The following is a 14,116-nucleotide window of genomic DNA, read 5'->3' as shown; positions in this document are numbered from 1 at the left end:
GAAAAATCCCCTCTTTCCATAAAAAGAGGGGATTTTGTGCAGGATTAAATTCATATTGAAGTGTTTGGGTCGGAAAAACAACTGTCAAACTTTCGGTGCAGTGTGTCACGGCAGGTCTTCTCCTCCTGGGTGGGAGCGCCGCTGGTAAAGGTATAGAGCATAGCCAGGGTGTCCACCAGGCCGACCATGGAGGTAAAGGAGTTGGTCATACCCATCAGCTCCACATGGCAGAGAAGGGTAGTCTGGGCGCAGCGGGCAACGGGGGAATCGGGCCGGTCCGTAAGGGCTGCCACGGGCATGCCGATGGAAGCGCAGTAGCGGGTCAGGGCGATGGTGTCGTTGCCGTACGGGGGCACGGTGATGGCAATCAGCAGCCCATCCTGGGGCGGCTGGGCGGAGAGCCGCCGGAACATATCCTGCCGGGCCTGCAGATCCAGGATGCAGCAGTCTAGCTCCAGTGAGAGCAGCCGGTGCTCCAGGTATCCGGCGGGAAAACGGCTGAAGTCATGGGCGGCGATGAAAATACGCCTGGCCCGGCGCAGGGCTTGGGTGAAGGCCAGCAGCAGCTCCACGGAGTTGCCGTCCAGGGTGCTCTGGAGGGCCTCCCGCTCGGCGCGGCAGACCCGCTGGTACAGATCCTGGGCACTGCCGCTGCCCGCCACCGCCAGCTTCAGCCGGTCTCCGGCGTTGACGCGCACGATCAGGTAGTCCTGAAGCGCCTTCTTGAGGTCCATATAGCTGCCCAGTCCCAGGCCGCGGCAGAAGTTCAGGACCGTGACCTCCGTGGTCCCGACCTGCTGGGCAAAGCTTCTGAGGGAGAGAAAGCAGCACTGCTCCGGGTAATTCAGGATAAAGTCGGAGATACGCTGTCTGGGGCGGCTGAAGGAGCCGTAATTGGCCCTGATTTGCTCCAAAATATCCATGGTGGTCCTTTCCATGTGCAAAGATTCGGTTCGCCTGCTAGTGTACCATAGCCGGAGGAGAGCGTGCAAGCACTTTTGCACCGCAGGCAGACGCGGGGCGGCCCACTCATAGGCCGCCCCGTGTTCCACTTTTACCAAAAGCCGGACGCGGCATTACAGCAGAATCACCCCGGCGTCGCGGCAGGCCTGGATGGTCTGTTCATCCCAGACACTGGCCTGCACCTCGCCAATGTGGGCCTTGCCCAGCAGGAGCATGCACAGGCGGGACTGGCCAATGCCGCCGCCGATGGTGAGGGGCAGCTTGCCCTCCAGCAGCAGCTTGTGGAAGGGAAGCTCCCGCCGTGCCTCGCACCCGGCGAGGGTGAGCTGATGGTCCAGGGCGGCGGCGTCCACCCGGATGCCCATGGAGGACAGCTCAAAAGCCCGCTCCAGCACTGGGTTCCACACCAGGATATCCCCGTTGAGGGTCCAGTCGTCGTAGTCGGGGGCCCGGCCGTCGTGTGGGCGGCCCGACTTGAGCGCGCCGCCGATGCCCATCAGGAAGGTGACGGGATGCTCTTTCACCCAGGCATCCTCCCGCTCCTTGGGGGAGCGGTCGGGCCAGAGCTCCTCCAGCTCCTGGGTGGTGACGAAGGAGACCTCCGTCCCCAGCGGAGGAAGAGCGGTGAGTTGGGGAAAGACCGAGCGCAGGGTGTGCTGGGTCTCTGCCATGGCAGAGACAATGGTGCGCACGGTTTGCCGGAGATAGTCGGCGTTCCGGTCCCGGGGGGCAATGATCTTCTCCCAGTCCCACTGATCCACATAGACGGAGTGCAGGTTGTCCAGCTCCTCGTCCCGGCGGATGGCGTTCATATCGGTGTAGAGGCCCTCGCCCACGGAGAACTGGTAGCGGTAGAGGGCCATCCGCTTCCACTTGGCCAGGGAGTGAACCACCTGTGCGTCCCGCCCGGCGTCGGGAATGTCGAAGGAGACGGCCCGCTCCACGCCGTTGAGATCGTCGTTCAGGCCGGTGGAGGCCTCCACAAACAGGGGGGCGGAGACCCGGCGCAGGTGCAGCGCGCCGCCCAGCGTATCCTCAAACAGGCGCTTGAGCAGGCCAATGGCCTTTTGAGTGTCATAGAGGTTCAGACAGGGGGCGTACCCCTGTGGAATGACCGTTTGCAGCATAAAAAGGCTCCCTTTCCACGCAGTTGCGCAATACTGTACCACATTATACAGGAAAAGCGCTCCGGGGGCAAGGGAGGAAACGGGGGAAAGAAGCAATAAATATTTCTTATAGAAAAATAAATAAGTATCATTTTACCTGATGGAAATTTTACGGTATGATAGGGGAACCCATCAGAAAGAGAGGAAGTATGACATGAAGCACTGGAACGAGAGAGGGACCGGGCTGCTGCTGTGCCTGTGCATCGCCATTCCCTGCTGGATGCTGGGCCGGGCGCTCCCGGTCATCGGCGGGCCGGTGTTCGCCATCCTGGCGGGCATGGCCATCGCCCTGCTTGTCCGGGATAAGGGCCGGGCTCAGGCGGGCATCGCCTACACATCAAAAACAATCCTGCAATATGCCGTGATCCTGCTTGGCTTCGGACTGAATCTGTCGGAGGTCGCCAAGGTGGGCGTTCAGTCCCTGCCCATCATCCTGTCCACCATCACCACCTCCCTGGTGGTGTCCTTCCTTCTGCACAGGCTGCTGCATATCCCCTCCAACATCTCCACCCTTGTGGGGGTGGGCTCATCCGTCTGCGGCGGCTCCGCCATCGCGGCCACCGCCCCGGTCATCGGCGCGGACGACGAGGAGATCGCCCAGTCCATCTCGGTCATCTTCCTGTTCAATGTGGCGGCCGCCCTCCTGTTCCCCACCCTGGGCGGCCTGCTGGGTCTAGGGAACGAGGGCTTCGGACTCTTTGCCGGCACGGCGGTGAATGATACCTCCTCCGTCACGGCCGCTGCCGCGGCCTGGGACGGAATGCACCCCGGGGCCAACACCCTGGACACCGCCACCATTGTCAAGCTCACCCGCACTCTGGCCATCATCCCCATCACCCTGGCGCTGGCTCTCCGGCGCACCGCCCGGGCCAGGCGGGCAGGCGGCACGGGGGAGGGAAGCTTCTCTCTCCGGCGGGTGTTCCCCTTCTTCCTCCTGTTCTTCATGCTGGCCTCCCTGATTACTACGGGGGCGTCCCTGGCAGGAGTGGACGCAGCGGCTTTTGCTCCTTTTAAGGAGTTGTCCAAGTTCTTCATCATCATGGCCATGGCGGCCATTGGGCTCAATACCGATCTGATCAAACTCGTCAGGACCGGCGGCAGACCCATTCTGATGGGCTTGTGCTGCTGGGCGGCCATCACGGCAGTGAGCCTGGGCATGCAGTACGCGCTGGACCTCTGGTAAAGAAAACGCGCACCCGAATGGCTTCGGGTGCGCGTATTCAGCGGTGCTCCAGCCACAGCTTTTTTCGGGCGCGGAGCACGAAGCAGATGAGCCGAACGACCCAGTCCCCCACCATGGCCAGCCACACGCCGATGGCGCCCAGGCCGAAGTGGAGGCCCAGCAGATAGCTGCCCCCCACACGCACCACAAGCATGGAGGTGATGGAAATGACCATGGGCACCCTCACGTCACCGGCGGCCCGCAGGGCGTTGGGCATGGTGAAGGCCAGGGGCCAAAACAGCATTGCGCAGCCGTTGTGGATGAAGATGAGCACCGCGGCGTACCACTGGGTTTCCGGCGTCAGGCTGTAGAGGCGCAGGATGAGGGGCAGACCCAGCAGCAGCGCAGCGTTGAGCCCCCAGGTACACAGGTAGGTGAGCTTGACCAGCCGCTTGGTGTAGGCGCGCACCTGATCCCAGTCTCCGGCCCCCACGCACTGGCCCACCACGGTGATGAGAGCAAGGCCCAGGGCCTGGCCGGGAATGACGCCGAAATTGTCGATGTTGTTAGCCACGGCGTTGGCGGCGGTCTGGGCCGTGCCGAAGGTGGAGATCAGGCTCACCAGCAGCACCCGGCCCAGTTGAAAGAAGCTGTTTTCCAGGCCGTTGGGCACGCCGATGCGGAGAATCTGGGCCATGACCGCCGGCTCGAATCGGAAGCGGAGCAGGCCGGACACCCGCACGGGGTTGCGCCGGCCGTGGAGCAGGGCCAGCATGAGTCCGGCGGCCGCGATGCGGGACAGCAGGGAGGAGAGGGCCACGCCCGCCACACCCTGGTGGAACACGAACACAAAGACAGCGTTGCCTGCAATGTTCTGCCCGTTCATGTAGGCGGAGACGCACATGGAGGCCTTGGAGTTGCCCATGGCCCGCAGCAGGGCGGCGCAGCCGTTGTAGACGGCGATGAAGGGGTAGGAGAGGGCGGAGATGACAAAGTAGGTGATGCCCCCCTCCATCACCTCCGGCTCCACTTGGCCGAACAGCAGGCCCAGCAGCCCTGCCTTGCAGAAAAGCACCAGAACCATGATCCCCAGGGCAGCGGCGGTGACGATATACAGAAGTTGGTTGGCTGCCCGGTTGGCCCGCTCCAGGTTTTGGGCGCCGATGGACTGGGCGCACACCACCGCGCCCCCGGTGGCCAGGGCGGCAAAGATGTTGATGATCAGGACGTTGATGAGATCCACCAGCGCCACGCTGGAGACTGCGGCCTCTCCGGCGGAGGAGACCATCATGATGTCCGCCATGCCCACCATGACGGCCAGAAACTGTTCGATAATTAAGGGCAGAATAAGCCTGCGCAGGGCCTGCTTGCTGAACACGGGACAATCCTCTTTTCTCTTTGTGGCTGTGTTCCAGTATAGCCGATCCAACCCGGGCGGGACAAGAGGCAAAACACACGGAATCCCTTGCCATTTTTGACGGATGGGGGTATAATTTGGCCCAGGAAATGCGATAAAACCAACCGAGGAGGAGACCATGGAAAAGATTCAGATGACTACCCCGCTGGTGGAGATGGACGGGGACGAGATGACCCGCGTGCTGTGGCAGCAGATCAAGGACGAGCTGCTCCTGCCCTACATCGACCTGAAAACCGAGTATTACGACCTGGGCCTGCCCGAGCGGGAGCGGACGAAGGACCAGGTGACTGTGGACTCCGCCGAGGCCACCAAGAAGTACGGCGTGGCGGTCAAGTGCGCCACCATCACCCCCAACGCCCAGCGGGTGGAGGAGTACCGGCTCTCCCAGATGTGGAAGTCTCCCAACGGCACCATCCGCGCCATCCTGGACGGCACCGTGTTCCGCGCCCCTATCATGGTCAGGGGCATCTCCCCGGTGGTCAAGACCTGGAAGCATCCCATCACCATCGCACGCCACGCCTACGGCGACGTTTATAGGTGCACCGAGTACCGGGTGCCCGGCCCCGGCAGGGCCGAGCTGGTGTTCACCGGCGCGGACGGGAAGGAGGAATTCCGCCAGACCGTCTACGACTTTGAGTGCTCCGGCGTGCTCCAGGGGCAGTACAACAAGGACAGCTCCATCGCCTCCTTCGCCCGTTCCTGCTTCCAGTACGCCATTGACACCAAACAGGACCTGTGGTTCGCCACCAAGGACACCATCTCCAAGCAGTACGACCACACCTTCAAGGACATCTTCCAGGCCATCTTCGACGCCGAGTATAAGGCCGCCTTCGACGCCTTGGGCATCGAGTACTTTTATACGCTCATCGACGACGCGGTGGCGCGGGTGATCCGCTCCCAGGGCGGCTTCATCTGGGCCTGCAAGAACTACGACGGCGACGTGATGAGCGACATGGTTTCCACCGCCTTCGGCTCCCTGGCCATGATGACCTCTGTGCTGGTGAGCCCCGACGGCAAATATGAGTATGAGGCCGCCCACGGCACCGTCACCCGCCACTACTACAAGTATTTGAAGGGGGAGGAGACCTCCACCAACCCGGTGGCCACCCTCTTTGCCTGGACCGGCGCCCTGCGCAAGCGGGGAGAGCTGGACGGCATTGACGCTCTGGGGCAGTTTGCCGACAAGCTGGAGGCGGCTGCCATCGCCACCATCGAGGGGGGCACCATGACAAAGGATCTGGTGGGCCTGTGGGATGGGGAGATCCCCGCCAGGGGTGTCACCTCCCTGGAGTTCATCCGGGCCATCCGGACCGAGCTGGAGAAAATGCTGTAATTCAAATCGCGGGAGCGTTCCCGAAACCGTCTTCCCTCGTACGAGGGAGGACGGTTTTTTTGAAATAAAGAAAAATGCATTGACTAAAATAAATTTCAGTGATATAATCTGCACAGAATCAAAAATAGAGGAGGACGATTTCTTATGAACATTATCCAGACAAAAGGGGCGCCCGCCGCCATTGGACCCTATTCCCAGGGGATTTCCACCGGAAAGCTTCTGTTTACCTCCGGCCAGCTTCCGGTGAATCCCGCCGACGGGGCCATGCCCGAAGGCATCGCCGCCCAGGCAGAGTGGAGCTGCAAAAATGTGGGCGCTATTCTGGAGGCTGCTGGCTCCGGTTTTGAAAAGGTGGTCAAGACCACCTGCTTTCTGGCCGACATTGCCGACTTTGCCGCTTTCAACGAGGTATATGCCAGGTATTTTACCTCCAAGCCTGCCCGCTCCTGTGTGGCGGTGAAGGATCTGCCCAAGGGAGCCCTGTGTGAGATTGAGGCGGTTGCCGAACTGGACTGACAGCCGCTTATATATGATTGGGGACCGGAATTTGCCGTAAAGCAGAAGAGAAAGGAGTATGGAATATGAGCGTCCAGGATAAGATCAGCAAAAAGTTCCGGGGAATTCAGGGGGGACTGTTTGAAAAAGTCTCCAAAGCCGATGTGGGAACGGCATTGAACGACCTCATTGCCAACGGCGCGGCTCTGATGTGCTGGGCCGACCCCTTCTATCCCGACCCGGCGATCCCGGAGCACGTGAAAAGGGCTACTCTGGCGGGGCTGGAGGACGGGACATCCGCCCATTACACCATGCCCATCGGCAATATGGAGCTGAAAATGGAACTGGCGAAAAAGCTCAAGGCATTCAACCACCTGGATGTGGACCCGGAGCGCAACATAATTATTACGCCCGGCTCAGATGCCGGCCTGATGTTTGCAATGATGCCCTTCATTGACCCAGGCGATGAGGTCGTGGTGCCCGACCCCAGCTATCCAAACAACTTCCTGAACGCCAGAATCCTCGGCGGTGTAACGGTGCCGGTCCCCCTGCGGGAGGAGAACGGATACCAACTGGAGATCGAGGAGTTCGAAAAACGCCTGACGCCAAACACCAAAATGATTGTCCTTACCAACCCCAACAACCCCACCACTACCGTTATGCGCAGAGAGAGTCTGGAGAAGCTGGCCCAATTTGCAGTTAAGAACGACCTGATTGTGGTGTGCGACCAAGCGTTTGAGGACTCGGTGTACGACGGGGTGGAGTTTGTCACCCTTGCGTCCCTGCCGGGCATGTGGGAACGCACCGTCACGGTATGCTCCATCTCCAAGGGAATGGCGCTCAGCGGCTACCGGGTGGCTTACATCGTGGCGGACGACCACATCATGGATGTGTACTATGGCAGCGCCGTAAGCGTGATCGGAGCCACCAACACCGCCTCTCAACTGGGAGCCATTGCTGCGTTGAAGGATGCCTCTTTCCTGGAGGAGTACAACCGCATCTTTGACCGCCGCCGCAAAATCGTTTATGAGATCTTCAACTCCATTCCCGGTGTGTCCATGGCCATGCCGGAGAGCACCTTCCTCTGCTGGGTGAATGTGTCCCGGCTCGGCACCGCCGATGAGGTCAACGCCTACATCATCAAGGAGGCCAACGTGGTGGTGAACGCCGGCACCCCGTACGGCGCACAAGGGGAGGGACACCTGCGGATTGTATTCGGAGCCTTCCGGGAGGACGCGCAGATGGTGGCGGCGCTGGAGCGTGTCAAAGCCGCACTCATGAAGCTGGGAAAGGAGAAGGGGGTTTCCTGAGCAATGGAAGAGAGAAAGAGATATCCGGTTGAGTTCCGGGGCGGACAGTGGTGGTCCGTTGTACCCATGCTTATTTTCCTGGTATTCTGTGTGGTCTATTTTGTGGGCTACAAGGTCTTTGATATGAACGCCCTGGCGGTGGGCGGCTTCCTGGGGCTGCTGATAGGCGCGCTGTTTTGCAAAACCTATGGTGCCTACTGGGATGCGGTGCTGCGTGGAATCGGAAGCTCCACCTCCGTAAGTATTGTGGTGATCCTGCTGGTCATTGGTATGTTTACCAAGCTGATGGCCATCAGCGGGGTATCCCAGGGCTTTGTCTGGATGGCACACATGGTCGGTATGCCGGGCAGCATCTTTACGGCCTTTACATTCCTGGCCGCCTGTCTGATTACCACGGCTACCGGCTCCTCCATCGGGACCCTGACCACGGTGTTTCCCATCCTGTATCCGGCGGGAATCCTGCTGGGCAGCCACCCCGCAATCCTGGCGGGCGCGATCCTCTCCGGTGCAATTTTCGGCGATAACCTGGCCCCCATCTCTGATGTGACCATTGCATCCACAACCAACCAACGGTTCCGAACCAAGGAGGGTTATGCCGATATCGCCGGCACGGTGGGTTACCGACTGAAATATGCCCTGATCGCCGGCGGCATCGCGTTGGTACTCTTCGCCGTATTTGGCGGCGGCAGCGGCGCAGTCATGGAAGGGGCGGATGAGATCCTTCAGGCCAACATGGACCCCAAGGGCCTCATCATGCTCATCCCAGTGGCCGTCCTCCTGTTTGTGTCGATCCGCACCCGCGATATCTTCAAGGCCGTCACGGCGGGCCTCGTCTCGGGCATTGCCGTGGGCCTGCTCTCCGGCACCTTCGGCCCCTCTGACATCCTGGGGGTGGAGAACGGCGCGGCCACCGGCTTTATCTATAACGGCTTTACCGGCATGATCGGTATCTGCCTGTTCTGCATGGCCCTGTTCGGCGCCATGGGCGTACTCAACGAGAGCGGCACGATGGAGCGCATGATTCAAGGCATCTGCAACAGCCGGTTTGCACGCACGGCCCGCGGGGCTGAGCTGCTCATTGGGCTGGGCTCCATGCTTACCACCCTGTTGGTGGGAGGTGTGACCAGCGCCTCGGTACTTACCTTCGGCTCCGTGGCTGATGAGCTGGGCGCCAGACACCAGATTCACCCCTACCGGCGCGCCAATTTCCTGACAGGCTACGCCAACACCTTCCCCGCAATCCTCCCTTTTATCAGCGCCTTCATCTTCATCTCGGCCTCGTCCATTGAGCCGCTGCTGGAGGAGTACTCCTATCTGCCTGCGGTGACCCCGCTGCAGATTTTCAGTGGGGCGTTCTATCCCATGGTCCTCTTTGTTGTGCTGACCGTATCGATCCTGACCGGGTGGGACCGGATTTATGAGGGCCCGGACGGCGCGATTCTCCACAAAAAGCCCTGATTATAAAAAAGGCTGGAACCAAACCGGTTCCAGCCTTTTTCAGCCGTGATTGAGATTGCGTACATGCATATAAACCGTGTTCTTGGAGATACCCATGAGGCCAGCGACCTTGACGACCGCATCTTTCAGGTTGAAGATTCCCCTCTGGTAAAGGATACTGACAATCTCTTTGTTTTTGTTGGCGTTTGAAATGGCGCTGTCGTTCTGAACCTTTTGGCTGGCTTCGGTCACCGCCTGGACAATCAGTTCATCCACATTCTCTACATAGCTCTCCTCCACGGGAGAATCCGGAGTCTGTGCGGCGGGCGGAGTCATACTCTGCAGAAATTGAAACACCGAGGTGTTCATGTAAAAGTTGATGCACAGCAGGCCGATAGCCATGCGGCTATGATTGCGAATTACAATGGTGGCCGATTTAAGGGGTTCGCCTTTCTGGTTTCGGTTAAAGTAAGTGATGCAGTTTGTGTCGGGCCGTTCCTCGATTTTTGCCAGCATGGACAGAGCCAGGTCTGTGATGGGGAAGCCCTCGCGTCGGCCAGTATAGTGACCATTTATAATTTTGATTACGGAATGGTCCAAATCGTGAAGGCTGTGCAATACGATCTCGTATCCATCCCCAAGGTAAGCAGCCAGACCATCCAGCACCGATTTATAAGAGTCCAGAATTCTAAAATCAGTCTCGGTAAACATTACATTGCGCTCTTTCACCGTGTATCCCTACCTGTTTCGTGGATTAAATCAGTTTTCAGTATACCATAGGAATGGAAAAATTTCCACAGGGAATCCGATGAATCAGAAGACCTGCCGAAACAGAACACGGTTTGAGAGCAAAGAAACATCCCGCTCAGGGGTTTCGAGTCCGCATGCTCTGTGCTGTGCTAACCGCCGGAGAACTTTGCTGTACTTTTTTGTATGGTTTTTTCTGGTTGTGGATATGCTTACGGTATCCATAAAACAGGAGGGATTTTTATGTCCGCTGATTTTGCACAAAGTGAAACCAGACTCAATCTCATGCGGGCCTTTGCCGGCGAGAGTCAGGCCCGCAACCGCTACACCTTCGCAGCCGGACTGGCCCGGAGGAAGAACCTGTATGTACTGGAGAGCGTGTTCACCTTCACCGCGGACCAGGAACGGGCCCACGCCAAGGTGTTCTACAACCTGCTGGAGCAGGTGTCCGGTCAGAACCTTCAGGTGGACGGCACCTACCCCGTAGAGCTGTTTCCCGACATTCTGGACCACCTTCGCTCGGCCCAGCACAATGAGTACCAGGAGTGGGACCACGACTACGCGGGCTTTTCCAGAACCGCCCAGGAGGAGGGGTTCCCGGAGATTGCCCACATTTTTTCCATGATTGCCGGAATTGAAAAGACCCATGGCGACCGCTTCGGCAAGTTTGCTGAGCTGCTGGAGCAGGACAAGCTGTTTGTGTCCGATGTTCAGGTCAAGTGGATGTGCCTCAACTGCGGCCAAATCATTGACGCCACCATGGCTCCCGCCGTGTGCCCCGTCTGCAAGCATCCACAGGGCTACTTTATCCGCTGGGAGATGGCGCCCTTTGAATAACTGCAAACCCCATACCCAGGCCCTCACCGCCCGTAGAAGACGGTGGGGGCCTGGGTATGTCCATGAAGAAATGAGGATGGTAGGAGAAGGAAACCTGCCGGTTCTCAATATGGCTTTGTAGAATTTATACTAGACTTATAGGTTTTTATTGACACGAGAGAAGTAGGTTGCTATGATTTAGACAGTTCCTGCCATGGAGTGTGTGTGGCGGAGAGAGATACAGAGGAGGTTGTTTCATGTTCAAACGCTTTACCAATGGCTGCGTACAGGTTGTGAACCGGTGGCTTCCGGATCCATTCCTGTTCGCCATCATCCTGACCATCGTGGTCTTTATCGCTGCCATGATCGGTACGCAGCAGGGTCCCCTGGAATTGGTGTGGTCCTGGGGGGGCCAGGGCGAAGTCAAGGATGGCTTCTGGAGCCTGCTGTCCTTCGCCATGCAGATGGCCCTGGTGCTGGTGCTGGGCTCCGCCATGGCCTCCGCCAAGGCGTGCAAGAAGGCGCTGGCAGCGATTGCCACCTTGGCTCACGACAAAAAGAGCGCAATCCTGGTTACCACCTTCGTGTCCACCATCTGCTGCTGGCTCAACTGGGGCTTTGGCCTGATTGCCGGCGCCCTGCTGGCCAAGGCTGTGGCCCGCCGGGTACGGGATGTGGATTATCCCCTGCTGATTGCCTCCGCCTATTCCGGCTTTGTGATCTGGCACGCCGGCCTGTCGGGGTCCATCCCTCTGCAAATTGGCGGCACGGGCTCCGAGGTGCTTGGAGTTGTATACCAGGCCCCGGTTACTGCCACTATATTTCACCCGATGAACCTGGTCATGGTACTTGTCATCCTGGTGCTCATGCCCTTCGTCAACTATGCCATGCATCCGGATACCGACCATACCATTGCGGTGGATCCAGCCTTACTGGTGGACGAGGCGGAGAAGACTTATACCATGAATACCCCGGCGGAGAAAATTGAGCACAATAAGGTCCTGTGGTTTATCACTCTTGTGCTGGGCTTTGCGTACATCGTGTATTACTTTGTGCAGAAGGGGTTCAACCTGGATCTGAACATCGTCAATATGATTTTTCTGTTCCTGGGTATTTTGCTCCACGGTGATCTGCGCAGGTATGTGGATGCCATCGCCGATGCCGCCTCCGGAGCGGCGGGCATTCTGCTCCAGTTCCCCTTCTATGCCGGCATCATGGGACTGATGGTGGCGCAGAACGATGCAGGGGTGTCCCTGGCCGGAATTATCGCCAACTTCTTCACCCAAATCTCCGATAATGTCACCTTCCCGGTGCTGACATTCCTTTCCGCCGGCATCATCAATTTCTTTGTCCCCTCCGGCGGCGGGCAGTGGGCGGTGCAGGCCCCCATTGTTATGCCTGCGGCTACTGAGATGGGCATCGAGTACGGCCGGGCCGCCATGGCCATTGCCTGGGGCGACCAGTGGACCAACATGATCCAGCCATTCTGGGCCTTGCCCGCTCTGGGGATTGCCGGATTGTCTGCCCGCAATATCATGGGCTATCTGGTCATCATTACGATCTTTACTGGCCTGGTCGCCTGCGGCGGATTCCTGCTCTGGGGACTCCTGTTTTAGGTATTAAACTTCATGTGAACAGGGGGCACCACGAAACTGTGCAAAGGTTTAGGCGCATGAAGTTTTTGCGCAAATAGAAACGCGGGGGGGCCCCATCTGGGGCGCCCGCGTCTGCGCTTACGGTTAGAACATGCTGATCCCTCTGGCCAGCACGGCGAAGAGGGGCAGGGTGAGGATGGAGAGCAGGGTTGACAGGGTGATGGACTCCGCCGCAGGGGCGGTATCCCGGCCGAACTGCTGAGCAAAGAGGCTGGTCGTACCGGCCACAGGCGTGGCGGACAATAGCACCAGGGCGCAGTAGAGGCCGGAGGAGGAGCGGAGGGGGAGCAGCAGCAGGGCAGTCAGGGTGGGGAACAGGGCCAGGCGCAGGAAGGAAACCAGGTAGTTCCTGGGTTGGCGGAAGGTGCTGGGCAGGTCGGCTTCGGCGAGCTGGGTACCGATGACCACCATGGCCAGGGGGGTGTTCAGGTCGCTCAGGAAGGAGAGGGCCGCTCCCACGGGGGAAGGAAAGCGCAGGCCGCTGAGAAAGCAAAGCAGCCCGAGCCCGATGCCGATAACACCTGGGTTGAGCACCGCCCTGCGCAGGGAGAAGGCCGCCCGGCCTCCCATGATCAGCACGCCCAGCGTCCAACTGGTCAGGTTGAAGGCCAGCAGGGCCAGCGCGCCGTAGACCAGCGCCTCCTCCCCGAGGATGGACTGGACCAGGGGGAGCCCCATGAAGCCGATGTTGCCGTAGACGGCGGCAAAACGCAGGGTGTCCCGGGCATCCGCCGGCTGCCGCCGGAAGAACAGCAGGGAGACGGCGAAAAAGAGCAGATAGCAGGCCAGCGCCGCCGCAGAGCCGACCGCAACCTCCTGCGTCAAGGCGGGGGTCCGCTTCACCAGAAAGCAGTCCACCATCACACAGGGACAGACGATGTAGAGCAGCAGGTACGACATCTGGCTGCGGCCCGCCTCAGTTATCTTTCCCGCCCGGCCCAGCACAAAACCCACCGCCATCATCAAAAACAAAGTGGCCACCTGTCCGGTGACCGTCAGCAGATTGGACAGCATCTCCATTCCCCCCGGATGAAAGTTCCTGTTCTTATTAAACCACAGCCTGGGGAAAAAGGGAATGCACTTTTCTCATCCCGGCGCTTGCGGCCTGCCCCAGGGTAGATTATAATAAGGCCAATGGAAACAGAGAGAAGGGGTCAAACGATGGAGATTTTAGTGATTGACGGCCAGGGCGGCCGGATCGGGCAGCAGCTCATCAAGGCGATTCTAACCCGTTATCCCCAGGTGGAGGTGACCGCCATCGGAACCAACAGCCTGGCCACCTCCGCCATGCTCAAGGGCGGCGCGTCTCAGGGGGCCACGGGAGAGAACGCCCTGCTGGTGGCCTGCCGCCGGGCGGATGTGATTTTGGGCCCCCTGGGCATCGTCATCGCCGACGCCCTGATGGGGGAGATCTCCCCGGCCATGGCGGTAGCGGTGGGGCAGGCCCGGGCCCGGCGGATCCTCATCCCCCTGAACCAGTGTGACAATCTGGTGGCCGGCGTGGCGGAGCTGCCCGTGGCCCGGCTGCTGGAGAGCGCGGTGGGGGAACTGGGCAAGCTGCTGCCGCCCGCCGGCGGAGCGGAATAGCGCGAAACCCGGCGGATGCGTCAGCATC

13 protein-coding genes are annotated in these 14,116 nt (G+C 59.7%); 8 read left to right on the top strand and 5 right to left on the bottom strand.

Features of this window, described 5'->3' with window-relative positions; all coding sequences use genetic code 11:
* Window positions 1-50: 50 nt before the first annotated feature.
* Both ACESY8_RS08090 and asnA read right to left on the bottom strand, forming a co-directional pair.
* On the bottom strand, window positions 51-923 hold the full coding sequence (locus ACESY8_RS08090) for a MurR/RpiR family transcriptional regulator (protein WP_009258615.1): 873 nt from the start codon (window positions 921-923) through the stop codon (window positions 51-53).
* 153 nt (window positions 924-1,076) lie between these two features.
* Window positions 1,077-2,090 (bottom strand): aspartate--ammonia ligase, encoded by a 1,014-nt coding sequence (gene asnA / locus ACESY8_RS08085; protein WP_154024221.1) that lies wholly within the window; start codon window positions 2,088-2,090, stop codon window positions 1,077-1,079.
* 193 nt (window positions 2,091-2,283) lie between these two features.
* Between asnA and ACESY8_RS08080 the strand changes: the two genes are divergently transcribed.
* Window positions 2,284-3,312: a YeiH family protein gene (locus ACESY8_RS08080; protein WP_054338653.1), complete on the top strand. Its 1,029-nt coding sequence runs from the start codon at window positions 2,284-2,286 to the stop codon at window positions 3,310-3,312.
* Between the two features lie 37 nt (window positions 3,313-3,349).
* On the opposite strand, the gene ACESY8_RS08075 is transcribed toward ACESY8_RS08080, so the two are convergent.
* Window positions 3,350-4,669, bottom strand: coding sequence for an MATE family efflux transporter (locus ACESY8_RS08075; protein WP_204681519.1), 1,320 nt, complete (start codon window positions 4,667-4,669; stop codon window positions 3,350-3,352).
* 157 nt (window positions 4,670-4,826) lie between these two features.
* Here ACESY8_RS08075 and ACESY8_RS08070 point away from each other — a divergent pair, with 157 nt between their 5' ends.
* From ACESY8_RS08070 to ACESY8_RS08055, 4 genes are all read left to right on the top strand, one after another.
* Window positions 4,827-6,041: an NADP-dependent isocitrate dehydrogenase gene (locus tag ACESY8_RS08070; protein WP_007491140.1), complete on the top strand. Its 1,215-nt coding sequence runs from the start codon at window positions 4,827-4,829 to the stop codon at window positions 6,039-6,041.
* 144 nt (window positions 6,042-6,185) lie between these two features.
* Window positions 6,186-6,557, top strand: coding sequence for a RidA family protein (locus ACESY8_RS08065; RefSeq protein ID WP_007491142.1), 372 nt, complete (start codon window positions 6,186-6,188; stop codon window positions 6,555-6,557).
* Between the two features lie 65 nt (window positions 6,558-6,622).
* On the top strand, window positions 6,623-7,846 hold the full coding sequence (locus ACESY8_RS08060) for a pyridoxal phosphate-dependent aminotransferase (RefSeq protein WP_054338656.1): 1,224 nt from the start codon (window positions 6,623-6,625) through the stop codon (window positions 7,844-7,846).
* Window positions 7,847-7,849: 3 nt separating this feature from the next.
* Window positions 7,850-9,304 carry a Na+/H+ antiporter NhaC family protein gene (locus ACESY8_RS08055; RefSeq protein ID WP_007491145.1) on the top strand — a complete coding sequence of 485 codons (1,455 nt, stop codon included), beginning with the start codon at window positions 7,850-7,852 and terminating at the stop codon, window positions 9,302-9,304.
* Between the two features lie 39 nt (window positions 9,305-9,343).
* On the opposite strand, the gene ACESY8_RS08050 is transcribed toward ACESY8_RS08055, so the two are convergent.
* Window positions 9,344-10,012, bottom strand: coding sequence for a PAS domain-containing protein (locus tag ACESY8_RS08050; RefSeq protein WP_024724933.1), 669 nt, complete (start codon window positions 10,010-10,012; stop codon window positions 9,344-9,346).
* A gap of 261 nt (window positions 10,013-10,273) precedes the next feature.
* Between ACESY8_RS08050 and rbr the strand changes: the two genes are divergently transcribed.
* Window positions 10,274-10,867, top strand: coding sequence for a rubrerythrin (gene rbr, locus ACESY8_RS08045; RefSeq protein WP_007491149.1), 594 nt, complete (start codon window positions 10,274-10,276; stop codon window positions 10,865-10,867).
* Between the two features lie 236 nt (window positions 10,868-11,103).
* Window positions 11,104-12,462, top strand: a complete 1,359-nt coding sequence (locus ACESY8_RS08040) for a short-chain fatty acid transporter (RefSeq protein ID WP_007491151.1) — start codon at window positions 11,104-11,106, stop codon at window positions 12,460-12,462.
* A gap of 123 nt (window positions 12,463-12,585) precedes the next feature.
* Here ACESY8_RS08040 and ACESY8_RS08035 read toward each other — a convergent pair whose 3' ends face one another.
* Complete coding sequence (locus ACESY8_RS08035; protein ID WP_257592947.1) at window positions 12,586-13,515, bottom strand: AEC family transporter; 930 nt, start codon at window positions 13,513-13,515, stop codon at window positions 12,586-12,588.
* A 120-nt stretch (window positions 13,516-13,635) separates the two neighbouring features.
* On the opposite strand from ACESY8_RS08035, the gene ACESY8_RS08030 reads away from it, so the two are divergent.
* Complete coding sequence (locus ACESY8_RS08030) at window positions 13,636-14,088, top strand: DUF3842 family protein (protein WP_021630578.1); 453 nt, start codon at window positions 13,636-13,638, stop codon at window positions 14,086-14,088.
* Window positions 14,089-14,116 lie beyond the last annotated feature (28 nt).

Origin of the sequence: Clostridium sp. ATCC BAA-442 (genome assembly GCF_964239415.1) — a bacterium.
In the GTDB taxonomy this organism is placed as follows: domain Bacteria; phylum Bacillota; class Clostridia; order Oscillospirales; family Oscillospiraceae; genus Flavonifractor; species Flavonifractor plautii.
This window is presented reverse-complemented; position numbering and strand designations above follow the sequence as displayed.

Excerpts from the sequence above, each read along its gene's own strand:
- ACESY8_RS08090 (WP_009258615.1), bottom strand. The coding sequence starts at position 923 with ATGGATATTTTGGAGCAAATCAGGGCCAATTACGGCTCCTTCAGCCGC.
- ACESY8_RS08030 (WP_021630578.1), top strand. The coding sequence starts at position 13,636 with ATGGAAACAGAGAGAAGGGGTCAAACGATGGAGATTTTAGTGATTGAC.
- ACESY8_RS08055 (WP_007491145.1), top strand. The coding sequence starts at position 7,850 with ATGGAAGAGAGAAAGAGATATCCGGTTGAGTTCCGGGGCGGACAGTGG.
- ACESY8_RS08065 (WP_007491142.1), top strand. The coding sequence starts at position 6,186 with ATGAACATTATCCAGACAAAAGGGGCGCCCGCCGCCATTGGACCCTAT.
- rbr (WP_007491149.1), top strand. The coding sequence starts at position 10,274 with ATGTCCGCTGATTTTGCACAAAGTGAAACCAGACTCAATCTCATGCGG.
- ACESY8_RS08060 (WP_054338656.1), top strand. The coding sequence starts at position 6,623 with ATGAGCGTCCAGGATAAGATCAGCAAAAAGTTCCGGGGAATTCAGGGG.
- ACESY8_RS08040 (WP_007491151.1), top strand. The coding sequence starts at position 11,104 with ATGTTCAAACGCTTTACCAATGGCTGCGTACAGGTTGTGAACCGGTGG.
- ACESY8_RS08035 (WP_257592947.1), bottom strand. The coding sequence starts at position 13,515 with ATGCTGTCCAATCTGCTGACGGTCACCGGACAGGTGGCCACTTTGTTT.
- ACESY8_RS08080 (WP_054338653.1), top strand. The coding sequence starts at position 2,284 with ATGAAGCACTGGAACGAGAGAGGGACCGGGCTGCTGCTGTGCCTGTGC.
- ACESY8_RS08070 (WP_007491140.1), top strand. The coding sequence starts at position 4,827 with ATGGAAAAGATTCAGATGACTACCCCGCTGGTGGAGATGGACGGGGAC.
- asnA (WP_154024221.1), bottom strand. The coding sequence starts at position 2,090 with ATGCTGCAAACGGTCATTCCACAGGGGTACGCCCCCTGTCTGAACCTC.